We start from the raw sequence: 18,714 nt of genomic DNA, 5'->3' as shown, positions 1-18,714 counted from the left end.
TGTAATGTCAAAAGAAAAAGGCGCTCGTTTATCCCACCTGTATAAAAGCCTTGAACGTCCAGACTGGTTGATTAACGCTGGCATGGATAAGGGCATACACCACGATAAATATACCGTGGGCGCAGTGGTTTCTGCGGGTGCTAAAGTACGCTTTCGGCAACCGCGCCCGGCGTCGACAATCGGAATCAATCTTCAATTGTTGAATGATGATCAGAAAACTGAGCTTCATCGCAATGTGACTATGGAATGGAGTGAAGTGCTTTGCAGTCATCCCTCGGTTCTATTTTTAACTACGCCTTTCACTGATGAAGCAGGTCAGATTGTTACTGTTGATATAGAAATCGTGGGCGATTGGAAAGTACTGCCGATTTACAAGAAGGGAGTCAATCCGAGCGGTTTTTTAAATTTTTGGGATGGGCAGGGGACGCAATACGCGTTATTTGAATCTGATTATACAAAAATTTTAATACCGGCTCGCGACAAGGCCGCATTAAGGGCATTGCATCAGGCCTCTGGGTTGGACAGCCTGGGTAAATACTATGATGGAATGTTTGAGTTTTTTAATCATCTTGTCGGGATTTCATCTGAGTCGAATGTGCCTGACAAGAACATTCCCAATCGTTACTTCATGAAGGCAGATAAGAATGGTGGAGGTGCCGCTTATTATGGTCGTGATTGGACTGCTGAGTCCACAAGTTCGGTAGAGGCTTTTTGGTTGAGACCCGTGCCAGAAAACTTTGGAAGTCTTCATGAGGTTGCCCATGGCTACCAAGGTCATTTCTTTAACCATTCGGTCATCCAAATGCACGAGATTTTCCATAACGTATTGGCGACACTTTATCAACAAAAGTACATGGGAGAGGAGTTTTACACGAAAGGCTGGCTTTACGAAAATGGGGAGGAGAAACTTTACGAGAATGCCCGTATTGCGTTTAATAAAGGTCTGAACGATGTGGCGGGAGCGGGGCACCTGATCCAGTTTTTTTATATGCTTTTAGTCAAGTCCATGGGCGAGTCAGGAGTAATCGAGTTTTATCGTCGATATCGGCAAATCAGTAATTCGGACAATTTTGTTGCCAGTGATCATCCGACAATGGACTTGCTGAGTAAGGTGGGTATCGATATCGGTAACGTCGATTTTTCCCCGGCCATGCAGTATGTCAAGGCTTTACCGTTGCAGCGTCAAGTAATCGAAAACAGCTATAGTAATGCATTCCCCGTCTTGTCGCTTTATTTGCTGGTTAAAGAAAGTAGCCTTAAATCGGTTCAGACCCAGTTGAAGCTAAGAAGTCCTTTGGATTTGGTCAGTTCTAAAGACCTGAGTGTAACCGGGTTAAGGTCGAGCGTGTCGTTTACATTTACTCCAGATATTTATAGTAAGGTTTTGGGTAAGTGTATTTTAATAAGAGATGTAGTCGGGGGCGCTAGAATTGTAAAGGTTAACCACTCAACAGTTCTGGTTGATGATATTCCCGTTGGGGTTCATGCTGTGCAATTACCTCCTGCTGGTGATGATTGGCCCAAAAATAATTATGTGGTAGTCACTGAGGTGGCAAGTAACTTTGACTGCTCGTATGCACGACGAAGTGCAAGTATTTTGGCCGATCAAACGATCGTGTTCAATGGTTTTTACGGAATTTTCTGCAGGCTTACAGTGCAGGTTTCAGCAGGGCGCCTGTTAGTTGATGTTGTTGGTAACGAACCGCATAACCTCTTTCCTGGTAAGGTATATGCGCAGTTTGTGGTGAAAGACTCTGGTGGGGGGGTTGTATTTTCCCTTGAAATGTTTGGTGATAAAACAGAGTTGCTCTCCAAGAGTATTCCGATTGCACCGGGCTTTTCTATCGAGGTGTATCATAGGGAAGCGGTGGGTCTAAGTGTATCTAATAGTAAGCCCTCCGCAGTGATTGATACCGACGCAGAGATCAATTTCCTGGTTGTGACTGAGCAGGGGCTGGTAAACTCTAAATTGGCTACTGAAGCATGGAAAAATCTTAAGCAGGCAGTTGAAAGATGTGCTGCGACTTTTGAAGCGTCACCGCATCTTGCTCTTCATGATGACTATCCTATTAAACAGGATCTGCAGCGGGCGATCAATACGTTCGATCAACCCTTGCGGGGTGAGTTGTTGCGGAAATATCGCACCATTGGATTCACTAGGCCGCCGATTACTCGTTATGCTAATGGTCTGGAATTTAGATGGACTTTCAAGGGTAACGCTGATCGCGTTGTGGGTTATATCAATGTTAACCGGGTATCGCGTAAAATTGATCTGGTTTTTTATGCGGTTGTCCCTCATGAGTCCTTTTCATCGGTTTACTTGGCGGTTGTGGTGAAGTCAAAAGAGGGTGAGTTGCTTTACCAACGAGAACTTCGCGGGGATGTAGTAGGCCAGGTAAGCCAAGTGCAGTTACCCTTCCCGCCGGGAAGCGTAGTCAGTGTCATGCATAGAGAGCCGACGCGAAGCCCTATTATTAATAACGGCCAGTTCACTTTTCCCGTAGGGTGTGTGCAGCATGCCACAAACACCGAAGTGGTTGGGTTGGGCCTGGCCAGCTACTGGCCAGTGACGACGAGCGACATTGATGGAGCGGGAAATACTGTTGAAACACCCTAGACCTCAATGCGCATCCGCACTCGGCGCAGCCGGTGGCTGCACCTTGCGCATCAAGGGCACCATCGCCGTGGCGATGATGAAGCAGACCATGATCATCAGGAACGCATCACCGTAGGTTTGCGTTTGCGCTTCGCGGTAGGTCAGCAACCAGAGCTGATGCAGGCTCGCGGTGACACCCAGGTCGCCGCTCTGGCCGAGGGCGGCGAAGTTGTTGCCGACCTGGGACAGCCACTGGTTGAGTGCTTCGTTGGTGCTGTTGAGGTTTTCCGCCAACCGGGTGAAATGCAGGTTGGTGCGGTCATTGAGGATGGTCGCGCACGCGGCAATGCCAATGGCACCGCCCAGGTTACGCATCAGGTTGAACAACCCCGAAGCATGCTTGAGTCGCGCCGGTGCCAGGCCGCCGAGGGTCAAGGTCACGGCGGGCGGGACCGCCAGTTGCTGGGCAATTCCGCGCAGGGCTTGCGGCAGCATCAGTTCCCTGGCCCCCCAGTCATGGGTGATCGGGCTGAAATCCCACATCGACAAGGCGAACAGGCCAAGGCCGGACATCATGATCCAGCGCAGGTCGACGCGGTTGGCCAGAAAGGCATACAGCGGAATCGCCATGATCTGGAACACGCCGGTGGAGAAAACCGCCAGGCCAATGTCCAGCGCGCCATAACCACGGACCCGGCCGAGGAACAGCGGTGTCAGGTAGATGGTGGCGAACAGGCCGATGCCGGTGACGAACGAGAAGAAACAGCCGAGGGCGAAGTTGCGGTCTTTGAGGGCACGCAGGTCGACGATCGGGTTGGCCACGTGCAGGGTGCGGCCGATGAACGCCAGGCCGGCCAGGCCGCTGATCCACGCGGTGGTCAGGATGGTGCGGTCGCTGAACCAGTTCCAGCGCGGGCCTTCTTCCAGGGTGTATTCCAGGCAGCCGAGGAACAGCGCCAGGAACACCATGCTCAGGTAGTCGGCGCCCTTGAGCAGCGACAATTCCGGCTGGTCGATCTTCACCAGCATCGGCACGGCCACCGCGACGAAAATCCCCGGTACCAGGTTGATGTAGAACAGCCAGTGCCAGGACGATATATCGGTGATCCAGCCACCGATCACCGGCCCCAGGGTGGGGGCCAGGGACGCGACCGCGCCGATGGTCGCGGCGGCGATCACCCGTTGTTTGCCAGTGAAGAAAACGAACGCCGTGGTGAACACCAGCGGGATCATCGAGCCGCCGAGAAAGCCTTGCAGCGCACGAAAGGCGATCATGCTCTGGATGTTCCAGGCCGCGCCGCAAAGCAGGCTGGTCAGGGTAAATCCCACTGCCGACGCGCAAAATAGCCAGCGTGTCGAGAACACTCGCGAAAGCCAACCCGACAGCGGAATCACGATGATTTCGGCGATCAGGTAACTGGTTTGCACCCAGGCGGTTTCGTCGGTGCCGGCGGAGAGCCCGCCGCCGATGTCGCGCAGCGATGCCGAGACGATCTGGATATCCAGCAGCGCAATGAACATGCCGATGCACATGCTGGCGAAGGCGAAGACCTTGGTCGCCGTCGCCATGCTCGCGGCATTGAACGGTTGGGCCGGAGCGGCGAGGGCGCGGCTCATGGCGCGCTGGCTACGGCTGGGGTTTCAGGCTCCTTGCGCGTGTCCACTTCGGCGGTGACCGACAGGCCGGGACGCAGGTGGCCAAGCACGCTGTCGGCCGGGTCGAGGTGGATGCGTACCGGTACCCGCTGGACGATCTTGGTGAAGTTGCCGGTGGCGTTTTCCGGCGGCAATACGCTGAACTGCGAACCACTGGCCGGCGCCAGGCTGTCCAGGTGACCATGGAATTCCTGGCCGGAGAGCACGTCGGCACGGATGGTCACCCGTTGCCCGGGGATCATGTGCGCCAGTTGGTCCTCCTTGAAGTTGGCATCGACCCACAAGCCGCTGGACGGCACCACCGACAGCAGTTGCGAGCCGGCTTGGGCATAAGCGCCTGTGCGGGCGCGGCGGTTGCCGATCACGCCATCCACGGGAGCTTTCAATTCGGTGTAGCCGACGTTCAACTGCGCCAGGTCGCGTTCGGCTTTGGCTTGGATCAAGGCGGCGCGGGCTTGCTGTTTCTGGGTGGCGATCACATTCAATTGCCGTTGCGCGGCCAGCAGTTCGGCCTGGGCGCGGTTGCTTTGGGCCTGGGCCGTCTTGAACGTGGCGTTGGCCCGTTGCGCGCTTTCCACTGAGACGGCGCTGGTGCTGACGAGCTTTTTATAGCGCGCATCGTCGTCGCGCGAGCGAGCGGTTTCGGCACCGGCGGCATCGATGCCGGCGCGGGCCTGGCCGATCACGGCCTGTTGCAGTTGTTCGGTGGCGTCGAGATTGGCGAGCAGGGCTTCTTCCGCCGCGACCGCGCCTTCGGCCTTGGCCAGGTTGGCGCGGTAGTCCCGCGAATCGAGACGGATAAGTACGTCGCCGGCCTTGACCTTCTGGTTGTCGGTCACCAGCACTTCTTCGATGTAACCCGCCACTTTTGGCCCGATCACCGTCACGTCGCCACCGATGTAGGCGTCGTCGGTTTCCTCGATGAACCGGCCATTGGTCCACCAGTGCGCGGCATACACGCCGGCCAGCACCAGCGCGGCGATGCCCAATGTCGGCAGGAGCAGGCGTTTGAACAGCGGCTTGCGAGTGTTCACCGGGACGGCAAGGTCGGGCTCAACAGTGGGCATGCTGGTCATGAAGAGGTACCTGTGGGTTTAATTACGAACGTAATATGACGCATGTCATATTTAGTCGCAAATGATTTTTTGCTGCCGGCTGTCAGGTGTCCGTTTGGAGGAGGGGGCGGGTCGTGGATGGCGGTCGAAGCGGCGGCGCGGTGATGTTGACGGTTGAGACGGTCCTGTAGGAGCTGCCGCAGGCTGCGATCTTTTGACCTTGATTTTTTTAGATCAAAAGATCGCAGCCTCGTTTCACTCGACAGCTCCTACAGCTCCTACAGCTCCTACAGGTCCTACAGGGAGCAGGGGGTCAGGCGCGTTCGAAGATCGCCGCGATACCCTGGCCGCCACCGATGCACATGGTCACCAGCGCGTAACGGCCGCCGGTGCGGTGCAGTTCGTGGATGGCCTTGGTGGCGATGATGGCGCCGGTCGCGCCCACCGGGTGACCCAGGGCGATGCCCGAGCCGTTCGGGTTGACCTTGGCCGGATCCAGATCCAGTTCCTGGCTGACCGCACAGGCTTGCGCCGCGAACGCGATGTTGGCTTCGACCACGTCCATGTCGGCGACGGTCAGGCCGGCGCGCTTGAGTGCCAGGCGGGTGGCCGGGATTGGGCCCAGGCCCATCAGTGTCGGTTCGACGCCGGCGTGGGCGTAGCTGACCAGGCGGGCGAGTGGGCGCAGGTTGTTGACCTGTACCGCCGCGCCGGTGGCCATGACCAGTGCCGCAGCACCGTCGTTCAGGCCGGAGGCGTTGCCGGCGGTGACCGAGCCGTCCTTCTTGAAGGCTGGCTTCATCGCCGCCAACTGTTCCAGGGACGTGGCGCGTGGATGCTCGTCGACGCTGAACAGCTTGGTGCCCTTGCGATCCGGGATCTCGACGGTCGCGATCTGATCAACGAAGTAGCCGTTGGCAATTGCATGGGCGGCGCGTTTCTGGTCTTCGAAGGCCAGGGCATCCTGCATTTCGCGGGTGATGCCGTTGCGTTCGGCGACGTTCTCCGCGGTGATGCCCATGTGGATGTTGTGGAACGGGTCATGCAGGATGCCCAGCATGTAGTCGACGGCCTGGACGTTGCCCATGCGCGCGCCCCAACGAGCCGATGGTAGCAGGTACGGCCCGCGGCTCATGGACTCGGCACCGGCGCCGACGGCGATGTCGGCATCGCCCAGCATCAGGGTCTGCGCGGCGCTGATGATCGCCTGCAGGCCGGAGCCGCAGAGGCGGTTGACGTTGTAGGCCGGGGTTTCTTTCGGGATGCCGGCGTTCATCGCGGCGACCCGGGAGATGTAGGCGTCACGGGTTTCGGTCGGGATCACGTGGCCCATCACCAGGTGGCCGACGAGCGCCGGGTCCACGGCGGCGCGTTCCAGGGCGGCTTTCACGGCGGTGGTCGCGAGCTCGGCCGGTGGCACGTCCTTGAGGGAACCGCCGAAGGTGCCAATGGCGGTACGGGCGGCGCTGACGACGTAAATTTCCGGAGTGTTCATGGCTGTGTTCCTTTCGGTGGATTCTTATCTGTACTGCGATTGAGCAGGGCGTTCAAGGCCGTTTTCGCCTCGACGGTATTGAGGCGCTGGATGAACAGCAGGTTTTCTTCGCGCAGGGTGGCTTGCAGTTCGGCCATGCCGGCCTGCGTCATCAGTTGCCGGGACTGACGCAAGGCTTGCGGAGGCATGGCCAGAAAGCGCTGGGCGATCTTTTCTGCCGCGGCCAGGCATTGCTCGCCGTCATCGAAGGCTTCGTTGGCCAGGCCCCAGGCCACCGCCTCGTTGCCGTCGAGGCTGTCGCCCAACAGCAGCAGGCGCGCGGCGCGGGCCTGGCCCAGGCGGCGTGGCAGCAGCAGGCTGGCGCCGAACTCGGGGCACAGGCCCAGATTGACGAACGGCGTGCGCAGCTTGGCGTTGCGGGTCACCAGCACCTGATCGCAATGCAGCAGCAGGGTGGTGCCGATGCCGATGGCCGCCCCGCACACTGCCGCAATCAACGGCTTCTGCAGGTGGGTCACGGCGCGCATCAGGCGGAATGCCGGGCTGTCCAGGTGCGTCGGCGGATCTTGCAGGAAGTCCACCAGGTCGTTGCCACTGGTAAAGCAATTCGGGCCACCGGTCACGATGATCACGCGGATTTCGTCGTTCTCGTCAGCCGCAAACAGCAGGTCGGCCAAGCGCGTGTACATGCCATTGGTCAGGGCATTGAGCTTGTCCGGGCGATCGATGGTCAGTGTCAGCACGCCATCGTGATGGTCTTGCTTGATCAGGTCGGTCATTGCTGGCTCTTGCAGAGTCGGTTCGACGGCCACTTTAAGCGTCAGCTTAGCCCCACAGCTATGACAAAACGGGTCAACCGACCTGATGCTTTTTGCCATATCGCGCCGTCAGAGCCGCCCACACACCCATTCGGGGTATGGTGCGGTCCGGCGAATCCACCAATAGTAGGGTCATCCGCTCATCCAGAGCCGAACTCGCTTGATAAGGTGCATTTGCTATGGGCAAGACACTGCTTAAGGTGATTTCCAGTCTGTTTGTTGTACCCCTGACCCTGAGTGCCCACGCTGGCGAGGTGAACGACAGCAATACGCTGCGGCTGTACAACTGGGCGGACTACATCGGCGAGAAAACCCTGGCTGATTTCGAAAAGGCCACCGGCATCAAGGTGATCTACGACACCTTCGATGCCTATGAAACGGTGCAGGCCAAGTTGCTCACCGGCCACTCCGGGTATGACTTGGTCGTGCTCAATGCCTCCCTTGCGCCGCCGCTGATCCAGGCCAAGGTGTTCCAGCCACTGGACAAGAAACTGCTGCCGGGCTGGAGCAACCTCGACCCTAAAGTCTTGCACGACCTGCAAGGGTTCGACCCGGGCCCGACCTATTCGGCGCCTTATACCTGGGGCAGCAACGGCATCACCTACAACGTCGACAAGATCAAGGAGCGCATGCCGGATGCGCCGATCGGCTCGCTGGCAATGATTTTCGATCCGAAGATCGTCTCGCGCTTCGCCGACTGCGGCGTGACCCTGGTCGATGCGCCCACCGAAGTGATCCCCCTGGCCCTCAAGTACCTGGGCCGCGATCCACGCAGCGCCAAGCCCGAGGACCTGAAGGCGGCGCAGGAACTGCTGCTGTCGGTTCGGCCGTATATCCGCAAGTTCGATTCGGTCAATTACCTCACCAGCCTGCCCAACGGTGATGTGTGCATGGCCATGACCTGGTCAGGCGACTACGCGACGGCCATGGCTCGCGCCGAAGAAGCCAAGCTGAACATCAACCTGTCGTATTTCATTCCCAAGGAAGGCTCGTTGATCTGGTTCGACAACATGTACATCCCGGCCGACGCGCCCCATGTCGCCAATGCGCACAAGTTTCTTGAATACCTGATGCAGCCGCAGGTGATGGCGGACGTCACCGACTACATCCATTACGCCAACAGCAACGCGGCAGCCACGCCATTGTTGAACGCCGATGTGCGCAACAACCCGGCGATTTACCCCGATGAAGCCACCCGCGAGCGTCTGTTCCCGCAGAAGACCCAGGACGCCAAGGACATGCGGGCCATGACCCGGGTCTGGAGCACCGTGAAAAGCGGCATCTGATTCGTTCGATCGTTAATCAATCCGGTTAGAGGTTTTTATGGCGACGCCAACACGCAGCGTTTTTTCCCCCGCGGACGAGTCCCGGCTGGTCAAGGCCGACAAGGCCCACCATATGCACGGCTATCACGTGTTCGACGAACACGCCGAGCAAGGTTCCCTGAACATCGTTGCCGGTGACGGCGCCTATATCTACGATACCCAGGGCAACCGCTTTCTCGATGCCGTGGGCGGCATGTGGTGCACCAACATCGGCCTGGGCCGTGAGGAAATGGCCGAGGCCATCGCCGACCAGGTGCGGCAACTGGCCTATTCCAACCCGTTTTCCGACATGTCCAATAACGTCGCCATCGAGCTGTGCGAGAAACTCGCCAGCCTGGCCCCCGGCGACCTCGACCACGTGTTCCTGACTACCGGCGGCTCAACCGCCGTGGACACCGCGTACCGGCTGATCCAGTACTACCAGAACTGCCGTGGCAAACCGGAAAAGAAGCACGTCATCGCCCGTTTCAACGCGTACCACGGCTCCACCACCCTGACCATGTCGATCGGCAACAAGGCCGCCGACCGGGTGCCGGAGTTCGATTACGCCAATCCGCTGATTCACCACGTGTCCAACCCCAACCCCTACCGCGCGCCGGAGGGCATGGACGAGGCGCAGTTCCTCGAGTTCCTGGTCAAGGAGTTCGAAGACAAGATCCACTCGATCGGCGCCGACAAGGTCGCCGGCTTCTTCGCCGAGCCAGTGATGGGCTCAGGCGGGGTGATCATTGCGCCAAAGGGTTACCTCAAGCGCATGTGGGAAGTCTGCCAGCGCTACGACATCCTCTTTGTCGCCGACGAGGTGGTGACGTCGTTCGGGCGCCTGGGCAAGTTTTTCGCCTCTCTCGATGTCTTCGACGTGCAGCCTGACATCATCACCACCGCCAAGGGCCTGACCTCGGCCTACCTGCCGCTGGGGGCGTGCATCTTTTCCGACCGCATCTGGAAGGTCATCGCCGAGCCGGGCAAGAGCCGTTGCTTTACCCACGGCTTCACCTACAGCGGCCATCCGGTCTGCTGCACGGCGGCGCTGAAGAACATCGAGATCATCGAGCGGGAAAACCTGCTGGCCCACGTCGACGATGTCGGCGGCTACCTGGAACAGCGCCTGGCCACCTTGCGCGATCTGCCCCTGGTGGGTGATGTGCGCTGCCTGAAACTGATGGCGTGCGTGGAGTTCGTCGCCGACAAGCGCACCAAGGCGTTGTTCGCCGACGAGATCAACATCGGCGAGAAAATCCATGTGCGCGCCCAGGCCCGGGGATTGTTGGTGCGGCCGATCATGCACCTGAACGTGATGTCGCCGCCGCTGATCCTCACCTATGCCCAGGTCGATGAAATCGTCGAGATCCTGCGAGTTTGCATTCTCGAAGTGGCGGCCGAGCTTGAGGCCAGCGGACAGTACGCCGGCCAATGATTTCGTCAGTCCGGCTGTTACCAAGGGGGTGTTCAGCCGCTAGACTGCGGGGCATGAGCAGACCAAACGACGATACGCTGATCGCGGTGCCCTTCGGGGCATTGCATAAATGGCATGGGGGCATGCGCGAGGCCTTCGCCCATGTCGATGAGCCTGACGCGCTGCAATACCTGGTGACGGCGTTGGGCCAACTGGTGTCCATCGAGTCGGTGATGATCAGCCTGGAGCGCAAGGACCGCGCGCCGCAGTTGCTGCATCAGCGCGGCATTGCGCAGGAGTACCAGGTGTCGATTCTCGAGCGCTATTTTGCCGGGGGGTATCTGCTCGACCCGTTCTGCCTGGCGGTGGAGCAGGGGCTGGCGCAGGGCTTCTATCACCTTGCGGACATTGCGCCGGACAACTTCTTCGACAGCGACTATTACAAGACCTACTACCTGAAGGCGAACTGTTCGGAAGACAGCTACTACATCGTCGATACGGGCAATGACACGAAAATCTCCGTGAGCCTGTTTCAAGGTTTCGGCGGCGACTGCCTGGGCGTCGAGCAATTGAACCTGCTGCGCGCCGTCGAACCGCTGGTGCGAGAATTCATCAGCGAATTCAGCCGGCGTGGCCTGCAGCGTAGCAGCGAGATCCAGGGCGATAACGATCAAGGCCTGCGCGACGATCTCAAGCATCGGGTGCAATCGGCGTTCGAGCAATTCGGTTGCGACCTGCTCACCGAACGCGAGCGGGAAGTGGCGCACATGGTGCTCCGGGGCCACTCGGTGAAATCCACGGCCAGCCAGATGAACATCTCACCGGAAACCGTGCGCATGCACCGCAAGAATCTGTATCTGAAGCTGGAGGTGGGGTCGCAGTCGGAGTTGTTTGCGTTGTTTATCGAATGGTTGCGCGGGCACTGAAAGTCAAAAGCTCGTCGGAACGCGGCCCGAACCACCTCAAACCCTGTGATTCATTCAGGGTTCGAGTGATTGATGACATGACCCGGCTGCGCATAGAGATCGATACCCAGTGCGTGAATCACTTTCAAAACCGTATGGAAGCGGGGTTTTGCGCCTGGAGCGAAGGCCTTGTACAGACTTTCGCGACCCATTCCGGAATCTTTGGCTACCTGTGTCATGCCACGCGCCTTTACCACGTACCCGATGGCACGAAGAAACTCCTCATTGTCACCATCCGCTAGCACCTGGGACAGGTATTCGCTGATGGCCTCATCGCTGTCGAGCAAAGTCGCCATGTCGAAAATCGTCAAAGTCTGGCTCATGGTTAAACCTCCTTTGCCATTTTTTTTGCACGTTTGATATCAGCGTTTTGTGATGATTTGTCGCCCCCGGCGAGCAGGATGATGATGACAGTCTTGCGCATCGTGAAGTAAACCCGGTATCCGGCACCCACATCCACGCGCATTTCGCAAACGCCATCACCCACTGACTTGATATCGCCCAAATTACCCGCGAACGCGCGTTCAATGCGACGAGCAATGGCAATCCTTGCCCGCAAAACACGGATTGAGGTGTGCCATGCGGAAAAAATCGCTGTTTGCTGGACAAGATAATTCATTGCGCGACTGTATCCAAGTGGATACGGGTGCGCAGTCAGACATTTCCTGGATTACCGTTGGTTTTTCCGAGGAATGAGTAGGAATGTGTGGCACGGCGAGGAACCTTTGTGGAAGCTAGCCCCTTCCCACATTTGATCCGTGGTTGACCACAAGATCTGCGGTCAACCAGATAACTGATCAATCCTCGCGTTTTACGACCAAGGTCAGAATGTCATAGCTGGCCACCAGCTCACCCAACTGGTTGGTCACTTCCACATCCCACGCCACCACCCCTTGCGGAATGCCTTGCGGGCTCTTCTTGCCCTGGTCGATCTTGCGTTTGCAGGTCAGGCGCGCCTGGATGGTGTCGCCGATACCCACCGGGTTGATGAAGCGCAGGGTGTCCAGGCCGTAGTTGGCCAGGACCGGGCCGACGCCAGGGGATACGAACAGCCCGGCCGCCGCCGACAGCACGAAGTAACCGTGGGCGATGCGCTTGCCGAACTGCGATTCCTTGGCCGCGATGTCATCGAAGTGCATGTAGAAGTGGTCGCCCGACAGGCAGCCGAAGTTCACCAGGTCCGCTTCGGTGACGGTGCGACGGTGAGTCAGCAGCGACTCGCCGATCTGCAGGTCCTGGAAGTAGCGACGGAACGGGTGCACCTCGGTTTCGATGACCTTGGCGCCGCGCACGTATTCGCCGGTGACCGCTGCCAGCATGGTCGGCGAGCCTTGTACCGCCGCGCGTTGCAGGTAGTGCTTCACTGCGCGCAGGCCGCCGAGTTCTTCACCGCCGCCGGCGCGACCCGGGCCGCCGTGCTTGAGTTGCGGCAGCGGCGAGCCGTGGCCGGTGGATTCGCCGGCGCAGTGGCGATCCAGTACCAGCAGACGCCCATGCAACGCAGCCGCCACCGGAATGGCCTTGGCGGCGATCTGCGGGTCCTTGGTCACCAGGCTGGCGACCAGGCTGCCCTTGCCGCGCGCGGCCAGGGCCAGTGCTTCGTCCAGGTCGTCGTAGGCCATCAGGGTGCTGACCGGGCCGAACGCTTCGATATCGTGGGCACCGCCTTCGGCGTGCGGGTCGCGGGCTTGCAGCAGGGTCGGGGCGAAGAACGCGCCCTTGTCGACATTCTCGCCACGCGGTTCGAAACCGTCGCGGGCGCCGAACAGCATATCGCTGCTCTGCAACAGGGCTTCCAGGCGTTCGGCCACGTCTTTCTGCTGGTCGTGGGAGGCCAGCGCACCCATGCGCACACCTTCCACCGACGGGTCGCCGACCACGACTTTGGCCAGGCGATCACGCAGGCGGGTAGCAACGGCGTCGATGTGCTTGGCCGGGACGATGGCGCGGCGGATGGCGGTGCATTTCTGCCCGGCCTTGGTGGTCATTTCCCGGGCGACTTCCTTGATGAACAGCTCGAACTCTTCGTCGTCCGGGGTGACGTCCGGGGCGAGGATCGCGCAGTTCAGCGAGTCGGCTTCGGCGGTGAACGGCACCGAGTTGCGGATCAGGTTCGGGTTGACCCGCAGCTTGGCCGCGGTGTCGGCGGAACCGGTGAAGGTCACCACGTCCTGGCCCTGCAGGCGGTCGAGCAGGTCGCCGGTGCCGCCGATGATCAGTTGCAGGCTGCCCGCCGGGAGCAGGCCGGATTCGTCCATCAGGCGCACCACGGCTTCGGTCAGGTAGCTGGTGGCGCTGGCCGGTTTGACGATGCATGGCATGCCGGCGAGGAAGCTCGGGGCGAATTTTTCCAGCATGCCCCAGATCGGGAAGTTGAAGGCATTGATGTGCACCGCCACGCCGCCGCGCGGCACCAGGATGTGGGTGCCGGCGAAGGTGCCCATTTTGCTCAGCTGCAGCGCCGGGCCTTCGTGCACCACGTTACCCGACGGCAGCTCCCGCGCGCCAAGGCTGGCGTAGGTGAACAGGGTGCTGTTGCCACCCTCGATGTCGATCCAGCTGTCGGCACGGGTGGCGCCGCTGTGGTGGGAAATCGCGTAGAGCTGTTCCTTGCGTTCGCTCAGGTACAGGGCCAGGGCCTTGAGGCGCTGGGCGCGTTGCTGGAAGTCCAGCGCCATCAGGCCGCTGACGCCTTGGCGGCGACCGTGTTCGATGGCTTCTGCGAAGTCCGGACGCTCTTCATGGGTACGGAAGATTTCATGGCCATCGAGGGCGCTGCGCAGGACTTGTGCGCCGTGTTGGCCGATCCAGCGACCGGCGATGAAGCTCTGCAGGGTCGGGGCATGCAGTGTAGGTGAGGAGGACATCACGATTGCTCCTGATTGTGAAAAGTCTGGGTGCGGTCGCGACCGCACCCTTGCGGAATTACCAAAGCGCCAGGGTGTAACCGACGATCAATCGGTTCTCATCGAGGGCGGTCGTCAGGCCATTGCCGGAGCGGAAGGTCACGTTGCGCCAGCGCAGGCTGACGTTCTTCAACACACCGCTCTGGATGACGTAGCTGATATCTGTGTCGCGTTCCCACTCGCGCCCGTTGTCGACGGTGCCTGCCTTGACGTGGCGACCATCGGTGTAGCGGGTCATGAAGGTCAGGCCGGGAATGCCTTGGGCGGCGAAGTCATAGTCGTAGCGCAGCTGCCACGAATCTTCCTCGGCGCGGGTAAAGGTGTTGAAGGTCACCAGGTTGACCACATACGGATCGCCGCCGTTGAGGAACGGAAAGGCGCTGTCGCCGGACAACTGCTGGTAGGCGGCACTGACCTTGTGGGCTCCCTGGGATACGGTGAACATGCCGTTGAAGTTGCGGTTGTCGATGCGTCCGGCCTTTTCCGCGCCGTCGCCGCGGCTGTCGAAATAACGCAGGTCGCTGCGCAGGTTGAAACCGTTGCCCAGTGGTTGCGTATGCACCAGTCCGGCGAACTGCTGCCGATAGATCTGCTCGAGCTTGCCGTAGTAGTAGCTCACATTCAGTTGCGGGCTGAATGCGTAGCTGCCGCCGCCGAAGTCGAAGTGATCGCTGCTCGCGGCGGCGTAGCCGATGTCATCGTTGCTGGAGGAGTCGCGCAGATTGGCCTTGGTCAGGCGTCCGGCGTTCAGCGTCAGGCCGTCGATTTCCTGGCTGGTCAGCAAACCACCTTCAAAGGTCGAACCCAGCAGGCGGGTGTCGTTATAAGTTGCCACGGGCAACAAGGGTTGCAGGGTGCCGAGCTTCAACAGGCTTTTCGATACGCGCAGTTTGCCGGTCAGGCCCAGTTCGCTGTAGTCGTCGTCGGGTTCATGGCTCTGCGGACCAAAGGGCAGCAGGCCAGTGCCACGGCGATCCGGGCTGGAGTCGAGCTTGATCCCCAACTCGCCCAGGGCGTCGAGACCGAATCCGAAGGTGCCGTCGGTGAACCCGGATTCGACACGCGCCGTGAAGCCCTGGGCCCATTCTTCGGCCTTGGCTTGCGGCGCGTTGTCCTGGCGGAAATCGCGGTTGAGGTAGAGGTTGCGCATTTCAATACGGGCCTTGCTGTCGCCGATGAAGTCGGCCATGGCGCTTGGCGCGAACAGGGGCAGACTCAATGCGGCGGCCAGGGAAAACAGTGATTCACAAGGTGCGTTACGTGCGGGCTTCATTATTTTTATTCCCTGCCAATATTCAGTGTTTGCTGGCGCCAGAGGCACCGATACCGGTCATCGAGCGGATGAACTGCGCCAGATAACGGCCGCGCTCAAGGGCTGCACGGGGCGAAGTGTCGGTGACGGAAAACAGCCAAGCACTGAAGAACGCGAGGCTCATGGAAAACAGCGCCGGGTTGGAGTACGGGAACAGCGCCTTGTCGTGATGCATCACGTTGACCCACACCGCCGGGCTCAGCACCAGCAGGACAATCGCCGAGACCAGTCCGGACAGGCTGCCGACGACGGCGCCGCGGGTGGTCAGGCCTTTCCAGTACATCGAGAGGAACAGCACCGGGAAATTCACCGACGCGGCGATGGCCAGCACCAGGCCCGAGAGGAAGGCGATGTTCTGCGACTCGAACAGCAGGCCGAGGATGATCGCCAGCACACCGATGCACAGGGTGGCGATACGCGATACGCGCATTTCCTGCTGTTCCGTGGCCTGGCCCTTGCGCATCACGCAGGCATACAGGTCATGGGACACCGCCGAGGCGCCGGACAGTGCCAGCCCGGCAACCACCGCCAGGATGGTGGCGAAGGCGACCGCCGAGATGAAGCCGAGGAACAGGTTGCCGCCCACGGCCTGGGCCAGGTGCACGGCGATCATGTTGCCGCCGCCGATGATCGCGCCGCTGGCGTCACGGAATGCCGGATCGGTGCCGACCATGACGATGGCGCCGAAGCCGACGATGATCAGCAACAAGTAGAAGTAGCCGATGAAACCGGTGGCGTAGAACACGCTTTTACGCGCTTCCTTGGCATCGCTGACGGTAAAGAAACGCATCAGGATGTGCGGCAGGCCGGCGGTGCCGAACATCATGCCCAGCCCCAGGGAAATCGCATCGATCGGGTTGGACAGCAAGCCGCCGGGGGCCATGATCGCGTTGCCCTTGGCATGCACGGCGGTGGCGCCGGCAAACATCGCTTCAGTGCTGAAACCGAAATGCTTGAGCACCATGAACGCCATGAAGCTGGTGCCGAACAACAGCATCACGGCCTTGATGATCTGCACCCAGGTGGTGGCGAGCATGCCGCCGAAGGTCACGTAGAACACCATCAATACACCGACCAGCATCACGGCGTAGAGGTAGTCGATGCCGAACAGCAACTCGATCAGCTTGCCGGCGCCGACCATCTGCGCCACCAGGTACATCAGGGCCACGGTCAGGGTGCCGAACGCCGAAGTCAGGCGCACCGGCGTCTGTTCCAGCCGGTAGGAAACCACGTCGGCAAAGGTGTACTTGCCGAGGTTGCGTAGGCGTTCGGCGATCAGGAACAGGATGATCGGCCAGCCGGCCAATACGCCCAGGGCGTAGAGCAAGCCGTCGTAGCCATTGAGGAACATCATCGCGGAAATGCCGAGGAACGAGGCTGCCGAGATCATGTCACCGGCGATCGCCAGACCGTTCTGGAAACCGGTCATACCGCCGCCGGCCGTGTAGAAGTCGCTGGCGGAACGGGTGCGCAGGGCAGCCCAGCGTGTCACGCCAAGGGTGAACAGGACGAACACCATGAACATGCCGATGGCGTTCCAGTTCAATGGTCGGGAAGCGCCGTCGGCGGCCACCGCCAAATCAGTGACCACCGCCAGCGGCAGCAGGAACAACGCAAGAAGACGGCTCATCGGGCGCACTCCTGCTTGAGTTTTTCATTCAGCGGGTCGATCACGTTGTTGGCGCGATAGACATAGAACCCGGTCAGCGCAAAGGCCAGCCCGACGATGACGACACCCACCAGCATGCCCACGGTGGTCACGCCGCCGCTCAGGGATTGGCCGAGGGTAGAAGGGGAGAAAGCCACCAGCAGCACGAAGCCGTAGTAGATCACCAGCATGGCCAGGCTCAGTGACCAGTACAGCTTCTGTTTACGGCGCACCAGCTGGATGAAATCCGGGTGCTGGCGGATGAGTTCTATTTCCTGGGGTGTCATGACGCGCGCTCCTTTGTTGTTTTTGTTTTGGGTGAAACAGTGTGTTCGGGTCGATCACCGGCCCCCTGTAGGAGCTGGCTTGCCAGCGAAGGCGGCCTGAAAACATACAGTGATCTCAAGGGCCTCTTCGCTGGCAAGCCAGCTCCTACAGGGTTTTGCGTTGTTTCAGAGCTGGTCGAAATCCAGCACCACCTTGTCGCTGATCGGGAAGGCCTGGCACGACAGCACATAACCGGCGGCCACTTCGTAGTCTTCCAGGGCGTGGTTGCTGTCCATTTCCACTTCGCCCTCGACGACCTTGCACTTGCAGGTCGAGCACACGCCGGCCTTGCACGAGTAGGGCAGTTCGGCGCCCTGGGCGTTGCCGGCGTCGAGGATGCTCTGGCTGTTGCGCGGCAGGTCGAAGGCCAGGGCTCGGCCGTCGCTGATCACGGTGATCTGGCTGACTGCTGCATCCACCTGGCGCGCCGCTTCGCGGGCCTCGCGTTTCTGCTGGCTGCCAGCAGCGGCGAAGAGTTCGAAGTGGATTCGCTCGGGCGCCATACCCTTGGCCTTGAGGCTGTCGCGCACGGTTTCGGTCATTTCCTGCGGGCCGCAGATGAAAGCGGCGTCGAGGGCCTTGACGTCGAGCCAGCGGCTGAACAGTTGCTCGCATTTCTCGGCGTTGATCCGGCCGTTGTACAGGTCGACATCCTGCTGCTCGCGGCTGAACACGAAGATCAGGTTCAAGCGCTGCAAGTAACGGTTCTTCAAGTCTTCAAGCTGTTCGCGGAACAGTGCGCCGGAGCTGGAGCGGTTGCCGTACAGCAGGGTGACGCGGCTGTTGGGCTCGGTTTGCAGGGTGGTCTTGATGATCGACAGGATCGGCGTGATGCCGCTGCCGGCCGCGACCGCCAGGTAGTTGCCGTGGCGAGCGGGGTCGAGTTCCACGCTGAAATGCCCGGCGGGCGGCATCACTTCCAGGCTGTGCCCGGCCTTGAGCTGTTCGTTGGCAAACGCGGAAAAGCGTCCACCGGCCACACGCTTGATGGCGACGCGCAGTTCACCGTCGTTGACACCGGTGCAGATCGAATAGGAGCGGCGCACTTCTTCGCCGTCCAGTTGGGTACGCATCACCAGGTGCTGGCCCTGGGTGTAATGAAAGCTGTCTTGCAGATCCTGCGGAATCTCGAAGGCGATGGACACCGCATCACGGGTCTCGGTGCGCACATCCTTGATGGTCAGGCTGTGGAATTTGCTCATTGTTGTTCTCCAG

15 protein-coding genes are annotated in these 18,714 nt (G+C 59.9%); 4 read left to right on the top strand and 11 right to left on the bottom strand.

Going from position 1 to position 18,714, the window contains the following annotated elements:
• The first annotated feature begins 4 nt into the window (after positions 1-4).
• Positions 5-2,617: a putative mucin/carbohydrate-binding domain-containing protein gene (locus DKB71_RS24015; protein WP_408597851.1), complete on the top strand. Its 2,613-nt coding sequence runs from the start codon at positions 5-7 to the stop codon at positions 2,615-2,617.
• A gap of 3 nt (positions 2,618-2,620) precedes the next feature.
• Here DKB71_RS24015 and DKB71_RS24010 read toward each other — a convergent pair whose 3' ends face one another.
• From DKB71_RS24010 to DKB71_RS23995, 4 genes are all read right to left on the bottom strand, one after another.
• Positions 2,621-4,213, bottom strand: coding sequence for a DHA2 family efflux MFS transporter permease subunit (locus tag DKB71_RS24010; RefSeq protein ID WP_274075493.1), 1,593 nt, complete (start codon positions 4,211-4,213; stop codon positions 2,621-2,623).
• Positions 4,210-5,328, bottom strand: a complete 1,119-nt coding sequence (locus DKB71_RS24005) for an HlyD family secretion protein (protein WP_408597849.1) — start codon at positions 5,326-5,328, stop codon at positions 4,210-4,212. The genes DKB71_RS24010 and DKB71_RS24005 overlap by 4 nt, the downstream gene beginning before the upstream one ends.
• A 292-nt stretch (positions 5,329-5,620) precedes the next feature.
• Entirely contained in the window at positions 5,621-6,802 is a 1,182-nt protein-coding gene (locus DKB71_RS24000) for an acetyl-CoA C-acyltransferase family protein (RefSeq protein WP_274075491.1), read from the bottom strand.
• Positions 6,799-7,581 (bottom strand): enoyl-CoA hydratase-related protein, encoded by a 783-nt coding sequence (locus DKB71_RS23995; protein WP_408597846.1) that lies wholly within the window; start codon positions 7,579-7,581, stop codon positions 6,799-6,801. The genes DKB71_RS24000 and DKB71_RS23995 overlap by 4 nt, the downstream gene beginning before the upstream one ends.
• Positions 7,582-7,799: 218 nt before the next feature.
• Between DKB71_RS23995 and DKB71_RS23990 the strand changes: the two genes are divergently transcribed.
• The 3 genes from DKB71_RS23990 to DKB71_RS23980 are packed head-to-tail and all read left to right on the top strand — an operon-like array spanning position 7,800 to position 11,267.
• On the top strand, positions 7,800-8,906 hold the full coding sequence (locus DKB71_RS23990; RefSeq protein ID WP_408597844.1) for a polyamine ABC transporter substrate-binding protein: 1,107 nt from the start codon (positions 7,800-7,802) through the stop codon (positions 8,904-8,906).
• A gap of 37 nt (positions 8,907-8,943) precedes the next feature.
• Positions 8,944-10,362 (top strand): aminotransferase, encoded by a 1,419-nt coding sequence (locus tag DKB71_RS23985; RefSeq protein WP_408597842.1) that lies wholly within the window; start codon positions 8,944-8,946, stop codon positions 10,360-10,362.
• The gene (locus DKB71_RS23980; protein ID WP_408597840.1) at positions 10,359-11,267 is read left to right on the top strand and encodes a LuxR C-terminal-related transcriptional regulator; all 909 of its coding nucleotides are present in this window, start codon (positions 10,359-10,361) and stop codon (positions 11,265-11,267) included. The genes DKB71_RS23985 and DKB71_RS23980 overlap by 4 nt, the downstream gene beginning before the upstream one ends.
• 50 nt (positions 11,268-11,317) lie before the next feature.
• Here the strand turns inward: DKB71_RS23980 and DKB71_RS23975 are convergent, their stop codons facing one another.
• From DKB71_RS23975 to paaE, 7 genes are all read right to left on the bottom strand, one after another.
• Entirely contained in the window at positions 11,318-11,629 is a 312-nt protein-coding gene (locus DKB71_RS23975; RefSeq protein WP_408597838.1) for an addiction module antidote protein, read from the bottom strand.
• A gap of 2 nt (positions 11,630-11,631) precedes the next feature.
• Entirely contained in the window at positions 11,632-11,925 is a 294-nt protein-coding gene (locus tag DKB71_RS23970) for a type II toxin-antitoxin system RelE/ParE family toxin (RefSeq protein ID WP_408597836.1), read from the bottom strand.
• Positions 11,926-12,103: 178 nt separating this feature from the next.
• Complete coding sequence (gene paaZ, locus DKB71_RS23965) at positions 12,104-14,173, bottom strand: phenylacetic acid degradation bifunctional protein PaaZ (RefSeq protein ID WP_408597834.1); 2,070 nt, start codon at positions 14,171-14,173, stop codon at positions 12,104-12,106.
• Between the two features lie 58 nt (positions 14,174-14,231).
• Positions 14,232-15,485: an OprD family porin gene (locus DKB71_RS23960; RefSeq protein ID WP_323606875.1), complete on the bottom strand. Its 1,254-nt coding sequence runs from the start codon at positions 15,483-15,485 to the stop codon at positions 14,232-14,234.
• 22 nt (positions 15,486-15,507) lie between these two features.
• Entirely contained in the window at positions 15,508-17,154 is a 1,647-nt protein-coding gene (locus DKB71_RS23955) for a cation acetate symporter (protein ID WP_323606874.1), read from the bottom strand.
• Positions 17,151-17,459: a DUF485 domain-containing protein gene (locus tag DKB71_RS23950; protein ID WP_007978006.1), complete on the bottom strand. Its 309-nt coding sequence runs from the start codon at positions 17,457-17,459 to the stop codon at positions 17,151-17,153. Before DKB71_RS23950 ends, DKB71_RS23955 begins: the two co-directional genes overlap by 4 nt.
• Positions 17,460-17,624: 165 nt before the next feature.
• On the bottom strand, positions 17,625-18,701 hold the full coding sequence (gene paaE / locus DKB71_RS23945; protein ID WP_408597831.1) for a 1,2-phenylacetyl-CoA epoxidase subunit PaaE: 1,077 nt from the start codon (positions 18,699-18,701) through the stop codon (positions 17,625-17,627).
• Positions 18,702-18,714: the final 13 nt, after the last annotated feature.

The sequence above is a fragment of the Pseudomonas sp. PLMAX genome (assembly GCF_046042685.1).
GTDB lineage: Bacteria > Pseudomonadota > Gammaproteobacteria > Pseudomonadales > Pseudomonadaceae > Aquipseudomonas > Aquipseudomonas putida_AE.
The sequence above is the reverse complement of the archived record's forward strand: the minus strand, read 5'-3'. Positions and strand labels throughout refer to the sequence as shown.